This is a genomic window from Gordonia lacunae, from assembly GCF_002149015.1.
Classification (GTDB): Bacteria; Actinomycetota; Actinomycetes; order Mycobacteriales; family Mycobacteriaceae; genus Gordonia; species Gordonia lacunae.
The window spans coordinates 83,232-100,952 of the sequence record NZ_NGFO01000021.1; the positions used below are offsets into that span (position 1 = coordinate 83,232).

The window sequence follows — 17,721 nt, forward strand, 5'->3', positions numbered from 1 at the left end:
GGGTGTTCGCCGGCCGGCCGTCGCGTCAGCTGGCCTCGGCCTCGGATTCCTTGCCGTCGGCGTCCTTGCCCTCGGTGGGTACCGATCCGGTGGTCCCGGTACCCGTCGACTCCGAGTCCACGGTGCCGGCGTCGGTCTTGGCCGGCTCCGACTCCGAGGTCGTGCCGGCCTTCTCCAGGGCCGACAGCTGACCGATCGCCGTCCGCGCGTACACCTGCTGTTCGGTCACCGCGAGCTGCGATCGACCACGCGTGGTGAACGCGAAGAACCAGTTGATCAGCGTGTTCAATCGGTTGCGGAATCCGACCAGGTACACGAGGTGCAGTGCCAGCCAGCCGAGCCAGGCGAAGTAACCCTCGGTCTCGAACGTCTTCTTGATGCCCGGGATCGGGACCTGCATCACCGCGGAGTACCGCGAGATGGTCGCCATCGATCCCTTGTCGTAGTAGCTGAACGGCTTGCGCTGGTCGGGGGTCTGACCCTTCAGCTCGGCCTTGATGGCATCCGCGGCGTATCGACCGCCCTGGATCGCGCCCTGCGCAACGCCCGGCACCCCGTCGACCGCCATCATGTCGCCGACGACGAACACCTCCGGATGGCCGGGAATGGTCAGGTCGGGGAGCACCTTCACCCGGCCGGCGCGGTCGAGTTCGACGCCCGACTGTTCGGCGAGCTGCTGTCCGAGGGGGCTGGCCTGCACGCCGGCCGACCACACCTTGCACTGCGACTCGATGCGGCGGGTGGTGCCGTCCTTCTCCTTGACGACCAGGCCGTCGTAGTCGACGTCGACGACCATCGCGTTCAGCTGGATCTCGACCCCCATCCGCTCGAGGCGGGCCGCGGCCTTGCCGCCGAGCTTGGGGCCGAACGGCGGCAGGACGGCCGGCGCGGCGTCGAGCAGGATCACCCGGGCCTCGGTCGGGTCGATGTTGCGGAAGGCGCCCTTGAGCGTCTTGTCGCTCATCTCGGCGATCTGCCCGGCCAGCTCGACACCGGTCGGGCCGGCGCCGACGACCACGAAGGTCAGCAACTTGGCGCGCTCGGCGGGGTCGTGGGACAGCTCGGCCTGCTCGAAGGCCCCGAGGATGCGGCCACGCAGTTCGAGGGCGTGGTCGATGGTCTTCATGCCGGGCGCGTACTCGGCGAAGTGGTCGTTGCCGAAGTAGGACTGGTCGGCTCCGGCGGCCACGATCAGGTCGTCGTACGGGGTGACCGTGATCCGCTCGAGCAGCCGGGAGGTGACCGTCTTGGCGTCGAGGTCGATGTCGTACACGTCGCCCATGAGCACGGCGGTGTTCTTCTGCTTGCGCAGGACCACGCGGGTGGCCGGGGCGATCTCGCCCTCGGCGACGATGCCCGTCGCCACCTGGTACAGCATCGGCTGGAACAGGTGATGCGTGGTCTTGGCGATCAGCGTGACGTCGACATCGGCCTTGGCCAGTCGCTGGGCGGCGAACAATCCGCCGAAGCCCGAACCGATGATGACCACTTTCCGGCGGGTCGTGGCTGCTCCAGCGGGGGCCTGGACGGCGGGGCTGCTCATCTCCAGACATCTCCTTCTAGGTCGTTGGGCGACGGTCGTGCGGACTTCGGCGGACCCGGTGGGGGTGCTACCCGGAGGAGCCGCGTAGCGCCGGGGCCGGAGTACGACCGTGCATGTTCTCAACGGTAGTCAATGATGATCCGATGGGCGCGGCCAGAGGGGTGTTGTGTTCACGCGGTGAGACCGCCGGCCGACGACCAGCGCTGGGATCGCTCCTGCCAGTCGGCGCGTACGAGCTCGTATTCGACCTCGGACCGGTCCCGGTCGGGATGGATCGTGAGCAGTTCGGCAGAGTCGGCGGCATCGTCGCAGAGGTGGATCGCGCAGAGCGTCATGCCGAGTTTCTCCATCACCCGGCGAGAGGATGCGTTGCGGGCGACGGTGCTCGCGAAGACCCGATCGGTTCCGAGGTGGTCGAAGGCGAACGCGACGAGCGCGAACGCCGCCTCGGTGGCCAGTCCGCGACCCCACACCGTGCGACGGAGGCGATAGCTCAGTTCCAGTTCCGCTCGACAGCTGTGGCGTGGCGTGCGTAGCGAGATCCAGCCGAGAAAGGCGGCGGTGGCGGGGTCGCACAGAACCCACGTGCCGGTGCCGTACTTCCGGTGCTCGGTCTCTGCGCGGGGCACCACCCACTCCTCGATCACGGCGCGCGGTGTCGCGGCGCCGCCGCTGACGTAGCGCATGACCTCGGGATCGCTGTCGAGATGGACGAGCTCGTCGACGTCGACGGCGGACACCGGGCGCAGACGAGCCCGTACCGTGTCGATGTTCACCCGAGCCCCTCACCGCGCGCGGGGGTGCGCGCACCGATTCGCCTGTCGTCCTGCCCCGGCGAGTGAGTCTACGGTCTGGTCGACGATGACTCCTGCAGTTCGTCGCACGCGTGTCCCGCACTAAGATCTGCGCCGTGGCCCTCGACCCAGATGCCCCCGATTCCGACACCCTCGATCCGGATGCGCCCGCAGCCGGTCCCGACTATCACCTCGACATCCCGGTCGCGCTCCGCTGGGGCGACATGGACATCAACAATCACATCAACAACGTGCAGATCTCGCGGATCTTCGAGGAGAGCCGCGTGCGATCGTTCTTCGAGTGGATGCCCGATCGGCCGCGGAAGTTCTCGTTCCTCGTCGCACGCCAGGACATCGAGTTCTCCGCACCCGTCCACTACTCGCTCGACCCCGTCCACGTCCGCACCTGCATCGGACGCGTCGGCCGGTCGTCGTTCGTCATGGCCCTGCGCCTGTTCGACCAGTCCGGGACGTTGTGCGCCACCGCCGAGACGACGATGGTCGTCGTCGATCCGGACACCGGCCGCCCGTCCCCCATTCCCGACGACGCACGGGGTCTGTTGTCCGCGCGGCTCGGGGAGCCGGTGCGGTTCCACACACCTCGGTCGAACGCAGCGGGCTGACCGGCCCGCGCCCGTCAGGCACACCCATCCGATGCTGATCCTGCACCGCGCCGAACGCACCGACACCCTGGCCGATGCGCTGGCCGATGTCCTGGCGCGTCCGCTCGGCGATCCGATGCGGCCGGAGATCGTGTCGGTTCCCGCCGCCGGCGTCGAGCGGTGGCTCGCCCAGCATCTGGCGCGGCGGCTGGGAACCGGAACCGGCGAGGACGGTATCGCCGCGAACATCGACTTCACCGGGCCGTCCCGGCTGGCGGATGCGATCGGTGCGGCGGTGCTCGGCGGAACGCCTCTGCACACCGCCGCCTCGCTCACGGCGCCGGACGATCCCTGGCGCGCGGCCGAGTTGACGTGGCCGGTGCTGCGCGTCCTCGACGACCGCATCGACGATCCTGCGCTCGACGTCATCGCGCGGCACATCGGTGCCGGCGACGCCTCCTCGCCCCGGATCGGACGCCGCTACGCCACCGCGCGGCATCTGGCCGAACTGTTCGATCGGTACGGGCGGTCACGGCCGTCCCTGATCGCCGACTGGGCGGCCGGTCACGACCTCGACGGTGCCGGTCGACCCCTGCGGGACGATCTCGCCTGGCAGCCCGGATTCTGGCGCGCGGTCCGCGAGGAGATCGGCCGACCGCATCCCGCGGAGGATCTGCCCGCCGTCTGCGATCGCCTGCGCACCGACCCGGCCGCCGGGGGATTGCCGGAACGGTTGTCGGTGTTCGGGCCGACCCGGCTCACCGAATCGTTTCGTCGGATCGCCGCCGCAGTCGCCGTACACCACGATGTCCACCTGTTCGTGCCGCACCCGAGCCCCCGGTTGTGGGAGGAACTCGGAGCGCTCGTCGATCCCGGTGCCGGCGAGGGAGTCCCGCCGCGGCGCGCGGAACGCGCGCTCCCCGAACTGCGAAACCCCTTGCTGGCCGGTCTCTCCCGAGATCTGCAGGAACTGCAGCTGCGTCTCGCTCCGATCGTGGAGCGGGACATCCACCATGCCCCGCGGCAGCCCGGGGTCGCCGACACCGCGCTGCACGCCGTGCAGTCGGGGATCCGCGACGACCTGGCCCCCGCGGCTGACGGCACCGACACCCCGGACAGCTCGAACACCCCGGACACCGCAGATCCGTCGGTCGAGGTGCACGCCTGCCACGGACCCGAGCGACAGATCGAGGTGCTGCGGGATCGGCTGCTGCATCTGTTCGCCGCCGACCCGCGGCTACAGCCGCGCGACGTCCTCGTCATGTGTCCGGATGTCGAGACGTTCGCGCCGCTGATCCGTGGCGCGTTCGGCCAGGCAGGCCTGCCGCACCCGGCCTTCGATCTACGAGTTCGCCTGGCCGACCGCGGAATCCGCCACGTCAACCCGATCCTCGACGTGATCGTCGGAGTCGTGGAGCTGGCCGCGGGTCGCGTGACCGCCGGCGAGGTCGTCGACCTCCTCGGCGCCCCGCCGGTACGAACCCGGTTCGCGATGACCGACGACGACCTCGACCTGATCCGGGAATGGCTGGCGCACAGCAATGTCCGCTGGGGCTTGGGCGTCGCCGAACGCGCCCGGTACGGACTCGAACGATTCCGGCAGGGAACCTTCGATGCCGGCCTGGATCGGATCGCCCTCGGCGTCGTCGCCGAGGAGGCCGACGATGAATGGCTCGGTACCGCACTGCCACTGGCCGGCGTCGAGAGCACCGGGATCGACCTCGTCGGCCGGTTCGACGAATTCCTCGACCGTCTGGGTCGGGTGCTGGCCGAATTGCGTGAAGCAGCCCCCGCGCACCGCTGGGCCGAGACGCTCATCGATGCCGTGTCGTCCCTCACGGAGACGGAGCCCGTCGACGACTGGCAACGCGCGCAGGCCATCCGGATGCTGAGCGAGGCCCTCGGAGACACCCGTCCGGTCGAGCCGGAGGAGGTCCTGCGGCTGGCAGACGTGCGGGACCTGCTGGCGACCCTGGTCGCCGGCCGGCCGACCCGCTCGAATTTCCGCACCGGCGAACTCACCGTCTGCACGATGGTGCCCATGCGCTCGGTGCCGCACCGGGTGATCGTGCTGCTCGGTGTGGACGCGGAGGTCTTCCCACGCGTCCAGCGGATCGACGGCGACGATGTCCTCGGCGTCGATCCGCTGGTGGGCGAACGCAATCCGCGGGACGAGGACCGGCAGTGTTTTCTCGACGCGATCTGTGCCGCACAGGACGCACTCCTCGTCTTCTACAGCGGCGCCGATCCGGTCTCCGGCCGGCGCATCCCGCCGGCCGTGGTCGTCAGCGAACTCGTCGACACACTCACCGGTCTGACCGGCGTCGACCCGGTCCGTCGACACACTCTCCACGGATTCGACGCACGGAACTTCACCCCCGGCGGGGTTCAGGGGATTCCGGGACCGTTCAGTCACGATTCGTCGATGCTCGCCGGCGCCGAGGCGATGCGCGGGCCGGCGCGGCGACCGGTGGTGGCCGCGCACGAGGTCCTGCCGGCGCCGGAACGCACCCTCGACACCGAGGACATCGACCTCGCCACCCTCATCGACTTCCACGTCGATCCGATCGTCGCGTTCGTCCGGCAACGACTCGGTGCCCGCATCCCCGACGACGACCGGCCGCACGACGATCAGCTGGACGTGGAACTGGAACCGCTGGACAAGTGGGGGATCGGCGACCGTTTCCTGTCCCGGATGCTGACCGGGGTGTCCATCTCGGACTGCGAGGCCGCCGAGCTCCGGCGCGGCACCCTGCCCCCGTTCGCCTTCGGCACGCGCGAATTACGCGCCATCTCCCGGGCGGTGACGCGGCTGCACGGTGTCGTCGAGCCGCTGCGGTCGGGGGCTCCCCGGACCCTCGACGTCCTGGTCCGTCTGCCCGACGGGCGGCGGGTACACGGCACGGTCGGCGAGGTGTTCGGCGACACCGGGCCGGCGGCGGTGGTCCGGGCGACCTACTCCAAGCTCAAGGCCAAACAGCAACTCAGCGGGTGGATCACGCTGCTCGCCGTCGCCGCCGCTGCGACCCAGGGCAACGACGCGGCCGGGCCGGTCGAGTCCGCGGTCCTGGTCGGGCGCGCCGCCCGCGGCGGCGGGACCAGCACTGTCAGGCTCCGACGACCCGAGGACCCGGTCCCGCTGTTGTACGACCTCGTCCGACTCCGCGACGAGGGTCTCCGTCGTCCGCTGCCGTTGCCCCTGGAACCCGCGTTCGCCTTCGTCGAGAACGACGGACCCGGCCGGCGCAGCACCTTCTCGCTGGCCAACGCGCGCAGGAACTTCGAGGACAAGTTCGGTCCCGCGCACGACCCCTATGTGCGGCTGGCGTTCGGCGGCGACGTGCTGGCCGACGTCGACTTCGACGACCTCCTCGACGGCCGGCCACCCGAGCACCGGTCGGTCGGCGGAGTCGAACTGCCCATGTCCGAGGGCGAACCGCTGTTCGCCGGACTCGCGCGAACCGTGTGGGTGCCGCTCAACCTGCACCGGGAGGGCTCATGAGACGCCCGGCCACCTTCGACATCACCGCCGACCTGCCGGACCACACCACGGTCCTGGAGGCCAGTGCGGGAACCGGGAAGACCTACGCCATCGTCGGTCTCGCCGCCCGGCACATCGCCGAAGGCGTACCCATCTCGCAGATGCTGCTCGTGACGTTCAGTCGAGCCGCGACCGCCGAACTGCGGGAACGCATGCGAGACCGCGTGCGGGAGTTGCTCGACGGGCTCGGCCGCGCGGGCGCGGACACCGGCCACGACGCGCTGTTGCTGATGCTGGCCCAGGGAACACCGGACGAGGTCGCCGCCCGCCGCCGCAATCTGGCCAGGGCCCTCAGCGACTTCGACGCGTCGACGATCGCGACCACCCACACGTTCTGCAATCGCATGTTGGAGGCGCTCGGTTTCCTCGGTGAACGCGAGCTGGTCTACTCGATCGTCGAGGAGGTCGACGAACTCACCGAAGAAGTTGCCCTGGACCTGTACCTGCGGGGCTTCTGGGCAAGTGACACACCGGAGTTCGACTTCTCCGAGGCCCGGGCCATCGCCCGCGACGCGGTGCGTCAGGCGTCGGTCGCGTTGGCACCGGACGACTCCGAGGTGACCGACGGCTCGGTCGCGGCCCGCCGGGTCAGCTTCGCCACCGCGGTCCGCCGCATCGTCGAGACACGCAAACGCGATGCGCGCGTTCGGACCTATGACGACCTACAGGCCATCCTGCACCGGATCGTGACCGACCCGGTGGTCGGCGAGCGGGCGTGCCGGCGGATCCGCGACACCTTCACCGTCGTCCTGGTCGACGAGTTCCAGGACACCGACCCGCTGCAGTGGGAGATCGTGCGCCGCTGCTTCCACGGGCACCGTCGCCTCATCCTCGTCGGCGACCCCAAGCAGTCGATCTACGGTTTTCGCGGTGCGGAGGTCCTCAGCTACCTCGCCGCCGTGTCCTCCGCCGACACCCTCCAGGCGCTCGACGTGAACCGACGGTCCGACGGCGCCCTGGTCGACGCGCTCGGACACCTGTATGGCGAAGCCGCGCTGGGGCATCCGGGTATCGTCGTGCATCCGGTCTCGGCCGCCCAGGCGGGGAGCCGTCTGGGCGGTCGCCCGCCGTTGCGCATCCGCGCGTTCCTGCGTAACGACTTCGCGTCCCGCAACTCCTACAACCTGCCCTCGGTGAAGGACGTCCGCACGCGGATCGCGATCGATGTCGCCGACGACATCGCACACACGCTCGCCCAGGGGGCCAGGATCGAGGTCGACGGCGCCTCCCGCCCGGTCGATCCCGGTGACATCGCCATCCTGGTGCGGCTCAACAGCACCATCGAACCACTCCAGCGGGAACTCGCCGAGCGGGGCATCAACTCGGTCATCGGGTCCGGGGTCAACGTGTTCTCGACGACCGCGGCCCAGCACTGGCTGTGGGTGACGCGCGCGGTCGAACAACCCTCGCGTGCCGATCGGGTGCGGCTGGCCGCGCTCACGACGCTCCTCGGGTGGCCGACCGAGCGGGTGGCAACCGCGGGCGAACCCGAGATCGCCGAGCTCGGGGCCGAGATGTCGTCGTTGGCGCGGGTGTTCGTGCAGGGCGGGTTCGCCGCGATGGCCCAGCGGCTCCTCGATTCGCATGGGGTCGCCGCGCGGGTGCTGGCCACCGAGAACGGTGAACGCGTCCTCACCGACCTTCTGCAGGTGTCCGCGTTGTGCAACAAGCACGTCGTCGAGACCTCGGCCGGACTCAGCGCACTCGTGGAGTGGCTGGCCGAGCGGATCGCGGACACGTCCGCCCGGCAGCGATACGAGGACCAGAGCCGACGACTCGACCGCGACACCCAGGCGGTCCAGATCATGACCGTGCATGCCAGCAAGGGTCTGCAGTTCCCGATCGTCTACGTGCCCTATGGCTGGGACGGGACGTGGATCGGTGACCGCGGCAACATCACCTATCACGACGAGTCGGGTACGCGTCGGCTCGACGTCGGCGGTGGGCAGGCCCCCGGGCGTGCGGCCCGACGCAAGCGGTACGCCGAGGAGACCGCCGGCGAGGACCTCCGGCTCCTGTACGTGGCACTGACGCGGGCGCAGTCGCAGGTCGTCGCGTGGTGGGCGCCGTCGATGAACACCACGAGCGGACCGTTGCACCGCCTGATCTTCGGGCGTGACACGGCGACGCGGACCCCGTCCGAGACCGGAGAGTCGGTCTGGGCGGTTGCTTCCGATGTGCCCATCCCGGACGACGACCCCACCTGTGTGAGCGTGCTCCGCACGCTGGCCGAACGCGACGCGGCGATCTCGGTCGAGCCCGCCGGCCGGATCAAGGCCGCTGCGGTCACGACCTCGACGCACTCCGTGGACGAGGCGGCGTCCCTCGGGGTTGCGCGGTTCCGGCGCGGCATCGATCAGGAATGGCGTCGGACGTCGTACTCGGCCATCGTCGCCGACGTCGCGCACGGCGCACCGGGAGCGCCCAGCGGCCCGGTCGTCACCACCGGCAGCGAACCCACCGAGGACATCCTGAACGACGAGCCGGTCGTCGATCCGGCCGGGATCGACGAGATCGGCGAGGTCGCGGATGGGGAGCAGGTCGGCACGCCGTCGCTGATGAACGGTCTGCCCTACGGTGCGGCGTTCGGAACCCTGGTCCACGAGGTCCTGGAGTATGTCGACACCTCGGCACCCGACATCGACGCGCATGTTCGCGAATTGTGTTCGCGCGCAATCGGTGTCCTGCCGGCCGACATCGATGCCGACGTGCTGGTCACCGCACTCGTGGGCGTTCTCACCACGCCACTGGGGTTCGGCGACCTCTGGGGTGTGGAACCGGGAGATCGCCTGGCCGAGCTCGACTTCGAACTCCCGCTGGGACCGTCGGACGGCACACCCGGCGGTGGCGGGGCGACGCCGGGCGGATTCGCCGAGCTCCTGGACCGGCATCTGCCCGACGAGGATCCGCTGCGGGACTACGCCGAACACCTCCGCGAGCTGCCCGCCCGGGAGCTGCGCGGGTTCCTCACGGGCAGTATCGACTCGGTGCTGCGCACCCCGGACGGCCGGTACGTCATCGTCGACTACAAGACGAACCGAATCCGTCCGGGCGACCTCCGCGTCGAGGATTTCGACACCGCGGCGATGGCGGCCGAGATGATCGCCGCGCACTACCCGCTCCAGGCCATGCTGTATTCCGTAGCGCTGCACAGGTATCTGCGATGGCGCGTACCCGACTACGACCCGGTCCGGCACCTCGGCCCGGTGCAGTACCACTTCGTGCGGGGAATGGCCGGTCCGGACACGCCGCCCGGTTGCGGCGTGTTCGAGTGGGCCCTGCCCGCGCAGCTGATCGTCGAACTGTCCGACGCGCTGGCGGGAGCACCGCGATGACCACTTCCGATGTCCAGGTGACGGAATGGGCCACCGGTGTGCTCGCCGAGTGGAACGAGGCCGGGGTACTGGCGGCCGCGGACGTGCACATCACCGATCGCCTCGTGGCCATGTGCGCGGAGCCGGTGTCGGAGACCGCGCGTCTCGGGGCCGCGCTCGCGGTGCGCGCGGTGCGGCTGGGTTCGACGTGCCTGGCGCTGGACCGGCTCGATGAGCTGGCCGGCGAGTCCACCGAGGCCCTCACGATCCCGTCGTCGGAGGCGGTGCTCGGCGCCCTGCTCGAGAGTCCGCTCGTGGCCGGCAGCGAGGCGGGTCCGTTGCGTCCGTTGGTCGTACGGCGCTCCGTCGACGGGCCCCTGGTCTACCTCCAGAAATACTTCCGGCAGGAGCAGACGATCCGGGACACGCTGGCCCGGCGCGCGCGGACCTCGCCTGTGGTCGATGCGGAGGCACTACGCGCTGCGATCACCGCGGTGTACACCTCGCCCGAGGACGGGTACCTGCAGAAGCTCGCCGCCGCGGTTGCCGCGACCCGCTGGACCACCGTCCTGGCGGGCGGCCCGGGGACGGGCAAGACCTACACCGTCGCACGCATTCTCGCCGTTCTCGACGCACTGCAGGGACCCGGCCTGCGGATCGGGTTGTGTGCGCCCACCGGCCGGGCGGCGGCTCAGCTGCAGGCCTCGGTGGAGGCGGAGTCGACGGTCCCGGTGACGGCGCACGCCGTCACGCTGCATGCACTGCTGGGATGGCGCCCGGGAGCCAACCCGAGATACGGCCGCGGGCGTACGCTGCCGCACGATGTGATCGTCGTCGACGAGACCTCGATGCTGTCGATGACGGCGATGAGCCGCCTGCTCGACGCGGTCCGTCCCGACGCGCGCGTGCTGTTCGTCGGTGACCCGCATCAGCTCGCCTCGGTCGAGGCGGGGGCGGTGCTCGCCGACCTGGTCGAACGAACCGATGTGGCCGGGGTGCAGGCGGATTCGGGAACCACGATGGCGGTGTCGGAGGCCGCGCTCGAGGCGGTGGGTGCGGGTGCCGACCATGAACTGGATTCCGAGGACACGGATCACCTCGCCGACGGCGTCATCACCCTGCGCCGGCAGTTCCGGTTCGGCGGCGGTATCTCACGGGTGGCCGCCGCCGTGAATTCCGGCAACGCCGACGAGGTGCTGAGGCTCGTGGCGGCCGAGGACGTCCCGAATGTCGAACTCGTGGCGCCCGACGAGCTCGACGCCGTACGCGCCGAACTCGTCGAGTGGGGTAGAACGTTGCGGGAGGCCGCCCGCCGGGCCGATGCCACGGCCGCGCTCGACGCGCTCGACGCCCACCGCGTGCTGTGCGCGCACCGGGAAGGATCGTCGGGCGTCCGCGGGTGGTCGGCCAGGATCACCGAGTGGCTCGGTACCACGGGTGCCGAACACGCCGGATGGTATCCGGGACAGCCGATCCTGGTCACCGCCAACGACCGGCAGACATCGACGTTCAACGGTGACACGGGTGTCGTGATCGCCGATCCCGACGGACGGATGCAGGGCGTCGACGCCGTGCGGGTCGCCTTCCGTCGCGGGGCGTCGGTACGACTGTTGCACCCGACGCAGCTCGCCGACGTCGTGTCGGTCCACGCGATGACCATCCACCGCAGCCAGGGGAGCCAGTTCCGGCAGGTCACCGTGATCCTGCCGCCGACGGGTTCGGAGCTGCTGACGCGGGAGTTGCTGTACACCGCCATCACCCGTGCCCGCGAACACGTGCGGATCGTCGGCACGCCGGAGGTGCTGGCTGCAGCGGTGAACCGTCGCGTGCAGCGGGCCAGCGGTCTGCGATCGACGGTCACGCCCTTCGACGACCCGGATGATCGGTAGTCGCCACATTCCGGTACATCCACCCCGTTTCCGTGAACCCACCCGGTCCGAGCGCGGTGGCAATCTGGAGAAGGGTGTACGGGCGCGGGATGACTGCGCGATGGATGTGTCGACCGTCCTAGATCAGGTCGCAACCACCGGGGACGAGGTCGCGACGCTGGTAGCACTCGACGCCGAGCAGCTTCTCCTGGATGTCGTCGGGCAGCGACATGAACCCCGAGATGGCCCGGCTGCGATCGATCTCGGAACGGTGGGCGGTGACCGCGGCTCGCTTGCGGGTCGTCAGGTCGGACACGTCGACGACCACGTCGATCTCGGACTCCGGCGTCCCGGGCAGCTGCTCCCGGGGGATGTCCGCGAAGAGGCTCTCCGCGAGGATGTCCATCATCCATTCAGGGATCGTGGCGAAGTACAGCGAGCGGACTCGCCACGCCGGCCCGGCGCGGTGGTAGAGCTTCGTCGACGCAGCGGCGTCCGCGGCCGCGCAGGCGAGCCGATGCGCATGGACGTGGTCGGGATGACCGTAGATACCCAACGGGTCATAGGTGATCACGATGTCGGGCCGGAGGGCACGGATGTGGTGGGTGAGTGCCCGGACCTGTTCGTCGAACGATGCGGCGCACAGTCGTTGCGCGTCGGGTGCCGATTCCGGTCGCCGGTCGTCGGCGTAGCCGAGCATGATCGGCGGACGGGGCATGCCGAGGATGGTCACCGCGTCGGCGAGTTCGCGGTGCCGGACCGTGCCGTCGGTCCAGGTGCACATCACGAGGTCCACCTCGCCGCCGGCGTCGGTGTGACGCGCGATGAGCCCACCGGTCCACAGGGATTCGTCATCGGGGTGCGCGTGCACCAACAGCAGTCGCGGTGTGCCCATCCACCTGGCTTCCTGATCGTTCCCGCACGGCACGGATGTCGTCCGGGTTAGTCGGTCCCCGACCCAGGGTAGCCACACCACCGCTCGGTAAAGTCGGTGTCCGTCCCCACGTGTCGCACCGCGCGGAGATCCTCGTCGCACGGTGCACGAAGAACAGAACATGGAGGTCTGCGATGAGCGCTCAGCCCGAAGTCCACGAGTTCCAGGCCGAGACCCGGCAGCTGCTGGATCTCATGGTGCACTCGATCTACTCCAACAAGGACAGCTTCCTGCGCGAGTTGATCTCGAACGCATCCGACGCGCTGGACAAGCTGCGGCTCGAGTCCCTGCTCGACAAGGATCTCGACGTCGACACCTCCGACCTCCACATCACCCTCGATCCCGACCCGGAGGCCCGGACACTGGTCGTCGCCGACAACGGGATCGGCATGACCCGGGACGAGGTCGTCGGACTGATCGGCACACTGGCCCGATCGGGCACGGCCGAGCTGCGCCGGTCGCTCGCGGAAGCACGCGCGAACGGGGTGTCCGACGCGGCCGCCGAGGAGCTGATCGGCCAGTTCGGCATCGGCTTCTACTCGACATTCATGGTCGCCGAGAAGGTCACCCTGGTGACCCGCAAGGCGGGGGAGAGCACCGGCACCCGCTGGGAGTCGACCGGCGACGGCACGTACACGATCGACGACGTCCCCGATGCCCCGCAGGGCACCTCGGTCACGCTGGCGCTCAAGCCCGTCGACACCGAGGATCATCTCTACGACTACTCGGATCAGACCAAGCTCCGTCAGCTCGTGAAGCGGTACTCGGACTTCATCGCGTGGCCGATCCGGATGAACGTCGAGAAGACCGTTCCGGTGGAGACCCCCGACGCCCCCGACGCCCCCGACGCCGACGACTCGGGCGAGACCAAGGCACCGGAGACGAAGACGGTCGTCGAGGCCGAGACGATCAACTCGATGAAGGCGCTCTGGGCGAAGTCCCGCTCGGAGGTGACCGACGAGGAGTACCAGGAGTTCTACCGGCACGTCTCCCATGCCTGGGATGCTCCGCTGGAGACCATCACGCTGCAGGCCGAGGGCACCTTCGAGTACCAGGCGCTGCTGTTCATCCCGACGCAGCCGCCGTTCGATCTGTTCATGCGGGACAGCAAGGTCGGCATCCATCTCTACGTCAAGCGCGTGTTCATCATGGACGACTGCGCCGAACTGATGCCGGAGTACCTGCGCTTCGTCAAGGGTGTCGTCGACGCGGCCGACCTGTCGCTGAACGTGTCTCGTGAGATCTTGCAGCAGGACCGGCAGATCCGTGCGATCCGTCGGCGTCTCACCAAGAAGGTCATCTCGACGGTCACCGAGATGCGCGCCGGTCGTCCGGACGACTACCGCACCTTCTGGGATGCCTTCGGCCGGGTGTTCAAGGAAGGTCTCGTCAACGACCCGGACAATCGGGATGCGCTCCTGAAGGCGTCGTCGTTCGCGACCACCCACTCCGAGGACGAACTGACCACGCTCGCCGACTACATCGGCCGGATGAAGAGCGGTCAGGACACGATCTACTACATGACGGGCGAATCGCGCCAGCAGATCGTGAACTCGCCGCACATGGAAGCCTTCCGCGCCAAGGGGATCGAGGTCCTCGTCCTGTCCGATCCGGTCGACGAGATGTGGGTCTCGGCGGGTGCCGAATTCGACGGCAAGACGTTCCAGTCGATCGCCAAGGGCGCTGTCGACCTCGAAGGTGACGACGAGGACGCCGCCGATTCGGCCAAGGAAGAACAGAACAAGACGTACGCCGATCTGCTGGGGTGGCTCACGAGCACGCTTTCCGACGATGTCAGCGAGACACGGCTGTCGTCTCGCCTCACCGAGTCGCCGGCCTGTCTGGTCGGGGACACGTTCTCGATGTCACCCCAGCTGGAGAAGCTGTACCGGGCATCCGGTCAGGAGTTCCCGAAGTCGAAGCGAGCCCTCGAACTCAACCCCGATCATCCGCTGGTCGCCGCGCTGAACAAGGCCTACGGTGCTGGTGATCACGACCAGCTGGTGCCGACGGCGAAGCTGCTCTACGGCATGGCCGTCATCGCCGAGGGCGGCGAGCTCGACGACCCGGCCGAGTTCGCGAAGATCCTCGCCGGCCGCCTCACCGAGGCATTCACCGGCAACGATTCGCCGGCCGGTACGGAGTCCTGATCCGGCCGGCCGCACCGCGGACAGGGCACCGGTGAGCCGCCGGAGACGGATCGCCGTCTTCGGCGGCGTGGCCGCCGTTCTCGCGATGGTGCTGGTCGCCGCGCTCGTCGTCGGTCTTTCCCGCGAGGACGAGCGGGCGGCCACCCCGTTCGACGCGGTGCGGACCTATCTCGACGCACTGGCCGATGCCGACGCCGTCACCGCTCTGGGTGTCATCGCGCCGCGTCCTGACGCTCGGTTCCTGACCGACAACGTCCTCCGCGCACAACGCGCAGCCGCGCCGCTCACCGATATCGAGGTCCGGCCGGCGGCCGACGGCGAGCCGGAAACCGGTGTCCCGGTGCGATATCGGATGGGGACGCGGGTGATCGACACCGAGATCCGGACGACGCGCCTCGCCGACGGGTGGGCGGTCGTCGACGGCGCGGTCGCGGTGCGGATCGAGGCACTTCACGTCGTGCAACCGACGCTCTTCGGCGCCGAGGTCGGGGAGGGCGACACCGTCCATCTGTTTCCCGGACCGCAGCGCTGGGGCTCGCGCGACACCGATTTCGTCGCGCGGGCATCGGACGACGATCACCCGACCGCGCCCCGCGGTCCCATGGCGGTGCGGGTCGTCGGCGAACTGAGTGCCACCGGCGCCGGGGCCGTCAGCGACGCGGTGTCGGCACACCTGACGGCCTGCGCGGCGTCGACCGATGCCGACGCGGGGCGGCAGGTGGATGGCTGCACCCAACGGCTGTATCGCTCCACGGTCGACGGCAGTGTGCGGTGGACGGCCCCGCGAAACCTGTCCGGGCTGCGCTATCTGCTTCGCGATCCGGCCCCGGATGCGTCCGGGGACCAGGGCACCCAGGGCGGGTCGGGTCTGGGGGTCGTCGACGTCGTCGGACCCGTGCGCTGGCGGGTCTCCTACACCCCTGACTACGATGCCGACGGTCCGCGGGTCGAGACGACCGACGAGCAGTATCTCGTGGGCCATGTCGATCTGACCGAGAGCCGGCCCGAGTTCGTCACCGACGGCTGACCGGCATCAGGTCAGCGAGGCCGCAGACGGAACACCGGGATCCGGCGATCGGTGCGCCGCTCGTACAGATCGAAGTTGGGCCACACCGTGCGCAGCGTCTGCCAGGCCGCGTCCCGCTCGGCATCGAACAATTCGGTGGCAACGGCCGCGGACACCTCACCGTGCACGATGATCTCGATCTCGTCGGCAGCACGAACATTGAACACCCACGCCGGCATCGTGGGCCCGCCGAAGTAGGAGCCGGCGATCAGCCAGTCCGACCCGTCCGGGACCGCAAGGAGTTGCGTCGTCCGGATCGCGCCGCTCTTTCGACCCGGCACGCGGATCGTGATGTTCGGCAGGTCCCCGATGTCCAGCAGGCTGAGCCGGTGACCCGACGCGGATTGGATGACGCTGTCGCACTTGACGATCTGCGGGAGAAACCGAGGCATCCAGGAGATCGAGCCGATCTTCACCGCGAGTCCGCGCCGCACCTTCATCAGCCCAGTGTGTCATGGACGTTCCGGCCCCGGTGTCGACTCCCCGGACCTCGTGACGGCGTGTCGACGTGCCCGCTTGAGGCTCGGCCGATGCCGCCGAAGCGACGCGATGCCGTCCGGGCCGGCGGACACCCGAGTAGCGTTGCGCACCGTGACGACCGGTGACAACGCGACGCGGATCCTGATCGACGGCGGCCAGACCGGGACACGTGTGCGGGTCGAGATGACCGTCGGTGCCGCGGACCACGAAGCGCCGCCGATCCGCACCGACCGACCGGTCGTGGAGCAGATCGCCGCGACCGTGCGGGACATCATCGAGGCGGGTACCGATGCGCCGGGACACGACGAGCTGCCGCGCCGGTGGCGGGTCGCGGCGGGCGTATCCGGACTCACCCCCGGCGCCTCACGCCCGGTCGACCTGTTCGAGGCGCTCGCCGGAGTGGGCGTCGAATCCGTAGCGCTGGCGCATGATTCGGTGACCGCGTATCTGGCCGCGAATCGCCACGAGTTCGGGGCGGTCACCGCCGTCGGAACCGGCGTGGTGACACTCGGGGTCGGCGGGGGCGGCGTCTGCCGCGTCGACGGCTGGGGTCACCTGTTCGGTGACGCGGGCAGCGCGTACTGGATCGGACGCGCGGGCATCGCGGCAGCCCTCCGCGACTTCGACGGTCGGGGACCCGATACGGCGCTCCGTGCGATCACCGAGGAGGAATTCGGTCCGCTGCCCGAGTTGTACATGTCGGTACAGGCCGATCCCGATCGGGTCGCCCGTGTTGCCGGCTTCGCGCGGACGGTCGACGCCGCGTCGGAGAACGGGGATGCGGTGGCGCAGCGGATCATCGACGACGCTGCTGACGAGCTGGCCACGTCGGCGGTCACCGCACTGGACCGGAGCGGGCATGGTGTCGACGACCCCGCACGCGTGAGCTGGGTGGGCGGCGTCCTGTCGGCCAGCGGCCGACTCCGAAACCGGTTCGTCGACAACGTATCTCGCCGGTCTCCCGCGGTGGCGGTGGCGCCGCCGCACGGTCGGCCGTTCGACGGAGTCCGACTCCTGGCCGATCTCGACGCCACACACCCGCTGTCCGCGGAGGTCTACCGAGCGAACGCTGGTCCTCACCACCCGTGAGAACCACAGACCCACAGGCCCGCCCCGGTCCCTGATCCGAAAGACCACAGACCACCGCTCCCTGAGGAGCGCCCGGAGCTTGCGGAGGTGCCGTCCAACCTCTGCTCCCTGAGGAGCGCCCGGAGCTTGCGGAGGTGCCGTCCAACCCCTGCTCCCTGAGGAGCGCCCGGAGCTTGCGGAGGGCGCGTCACGAAGGGTCTGCCACGCATGTCACCACGACCCTTCGTGACGCTCGCAAGCTCGCTCCTCAGGGGGCAGGGGTGACGCTTGCGAGCTCGCTCCTCAGGGGGCAGGGGGACGCTGGCGAGCTCGCTCCTCAGGGGGCCGGGGTGAGCTTGCG

General features: G+C 69.6%; 11 protein-coding genes. 7 read left to right on the top strand and 4 right to left on the bottom strand.

Annotation, left to right across the window (positions count from 1 at the left end; genetic code table 11):
• Positions 1 to 25: 25 nt before the first annotated feature.
• Both CA982_RS17670 and CA982_RS17675 read right to left on the bottom strand, forming a co-directional pair.
• Positions 26 to 1,543 carry an NAD(P)/FAD-dependent oxidoreductase gene (locus CA982_RS17670; RefSeq protein ID WP_086536568.1) on the bottom strand — a complete coding sequence of 506 codons (1,518 nt, stop codon included), beginning with the start codon at positions 1,541 to 1,543 and terminating at the stop codon, positions 26 to 28.
• A 170-nt stretch (positions 1,544 to 1,713) separates the two neighbouring features.
• Positions 1,714 to 2,319, bottom strand: a complete 606-nt coding sequence (locus tag CA982_RS17675) for a GNAT family N-acetyltransferase (RefSeq protein ID WP_086536569.1) — start codon at positions 2,317 to 2,319, stop codon at positions 1,714 to 1,716.
• Between the two features lie 134 nt (positions 2,320 to 2,453).
• Between CA982_RS17675 and CA982_RS17680 the strand changes: the two genes are divergently transcribed.
• The 4 genes from CA982_RS17680 to recD are packed head-to-tail and all read left to right on the top strand — an operon-like array spanning position 2,454 to position 11,683.
• Positions 2,454 to 2,960, top strand: coding sequence for an acyl-CoA thioesterase (locus CA982_RS17680; RefSeq protein ID WP_086536570.1), 507 nt, complete (start codon positions 2,454 to 2,456; stop codon positions 2,958 to 2,960).
• A 31-nt stretch (positions 2,961 to 2,991) separates the two neighbouring features.
• Positions 2,992 to 6,441 carry an exodeoxyribonuclease V subunit gamma gene (recC, locus tag CA982_RS17685; protein WP_086536571.1) on the top strand — a complete coding sequence of 1,150 codons (3,450 nt, stop codon included), beginning with the start codon at positions 2,992 to 2,994 and terminating at the stop codon, positions 6,439 to 6,441.
• Positions 6,438 to 9,815: a UvrD-helicase domain-containing protein gene (locus CA982_RS17690; RefSeq protein ID WP_086536572.1), complete on the top strand. Its 3,378-nt coding sequence runs from the start codon at positions 6,438 to 6,440 to the stop codon at positions 9,813 to 9,815. Before recC ends, CA982_RS17690 begins: the two co-directional genes overlap by 4 nt.
• Positions 9,812 to 11,683, top strand: a complete 1,872-nt coding sequence (gene recD / locus CA982_RS17695; RefSeq protein WP_086536573.1) for an exodeoxyribonuclease V subunit alpha — start codon at positions 9,812 to 9,814, stop codon at positions 11,681 to 11,683. Before CA982_RS17690 ends, recD begins: the two co-directional genes overlap by 4 nt.
• Before the next feature lie 118 nt (positions 11,684 to 11,801).
• On the opposite strand, the gene CA982_RS17700 is transcribed toward recD, so the two are convergent.
• Positions 11,802 to 12,557, bottom strand: a complete 756-nt coding sequence (locus CA982_RS17700) for a PIG-L family deacetylase (protein WP_086536574.1) — start codon at positions 12,555 to 12,557, stop codon at positions 11,802 to 11,804.
• Positions 12,558 to 12,730: 173 nt separating this feature from the next.
• On the opposite strand from CA982_RS17700, the gene htpG reads away from it, so the two are divergent.
• On the top strand, positions 12,731 to 14,746 hold the full coding sequence (gene htpG / locus CA982_RS17705; protein WP_086536575.1) for a molecular chaperone HtpG: 2,016 nt from the start codon (positions 12,731 to 12,733) through the stop codon (positions 14,744 to 14,746).
• A gap of 31 nt (positions 14,747 to 14,777) precedes the next feature.
• Entirely contained in the window at positions 14,778 to 15,773 is a 996-nt protein-coding gene (locus CA982_RS17710) for a hypothetical protein (protein ID WP_208617986.1), read from the top strand.
• Between the two features lie 11 nt (positions 15,774 to 15,784).
• On the opposite strand, the gene CA982_RS17715 is transcribed toward CA982_RS17710, so the two are convergent.
• Positions 15,785 to 16,252 carry a nitroreductase family deazaflavin-dependent oxidoreductase gene (locus CA982_RS17715; RefSeq protein ID WP_086536576.1) on the bottom strand — a complete coding sequence of 156 codons (468 nt, stop codon included), beginning with the start codon at positions 16,250 to 16,252 and terminating at the stop codon, positions 15,785 to 15,787.
• A gap of 109 nt (positions 16,253 to 16,361) precedes the next feature.
• Between CA982_RS17715 and CA982_RS17720 the strand changes: the two genes are divergently transcribed.
• A complete protein-coding gene (locus CA982_RS17720) occupies positions 16,362 to 17,381 on the top strand; it encodes an N-acetylglucosamine kinase (RefSeq protein WP_086536577.1) in 1,020 nt (339 codons plus the stop codon).
• Positions 17,382 to 17,721: the final 340 nt, after the last annotated feature.

Bases quoted from the DNA above. Each gene is read 5' to 3' on its own strand.
- CA982_RS17670 (WP_086536568.1), bottom strand. From the start codon at position 1,543: ATGAGCAGCCCCGCCGTCCAGGCCCCCGCTGGAGCAGCCACGACCCGC.
- recC (WP_086536571.1), top strand. From the start codon at position 2,992: ATGCTGATCCTGCACCGCGCCGAACGCACCGACACCCTGGCCGATGCG.
- CA982_RS17690 (WP_086536572.1), top strand. From the start codon at position 6,438: ATGAGACGCCCGGCCACCTTCGACATCACCGCCGACCTGCCGGACCAC.
- recD (WP_086536573.1), top strand. From the start codon at position 9,812: ATGACCACTTCCGATGTCCAGGTGACGGAATGGGCCACCGGTGTGCTC.
- CA982_RS17700 (WP_086536574.1), bottom strand. From the start codon at position 12,557: ATGGGCACACCGCGACTGCTGTTGGTGCACGCGCACCCCGATGACGAA.
- htpG (WP_086536575.1), top strand. From the start codon at position 12,731: ATGAGCGCTCAGCCCGAAGTCCACGAGTTCCAGGCCGAGACCCGGCAG.
- CA982_RS17715 (WP_086536576.1), bottom strand. From the start codon at position 16,252: ATGAAGGTGCGGCGCGGACTCGCGGTGAAGATCGGCTCGATCTCCTGG.
- CA982_RS17720 (WP_086536577.1), top strand. From the start codon at position 16,362: ATGCCGTCCGGGCCGGCGGACACCCGAGTAGCGTTGCGCACCGTGACG.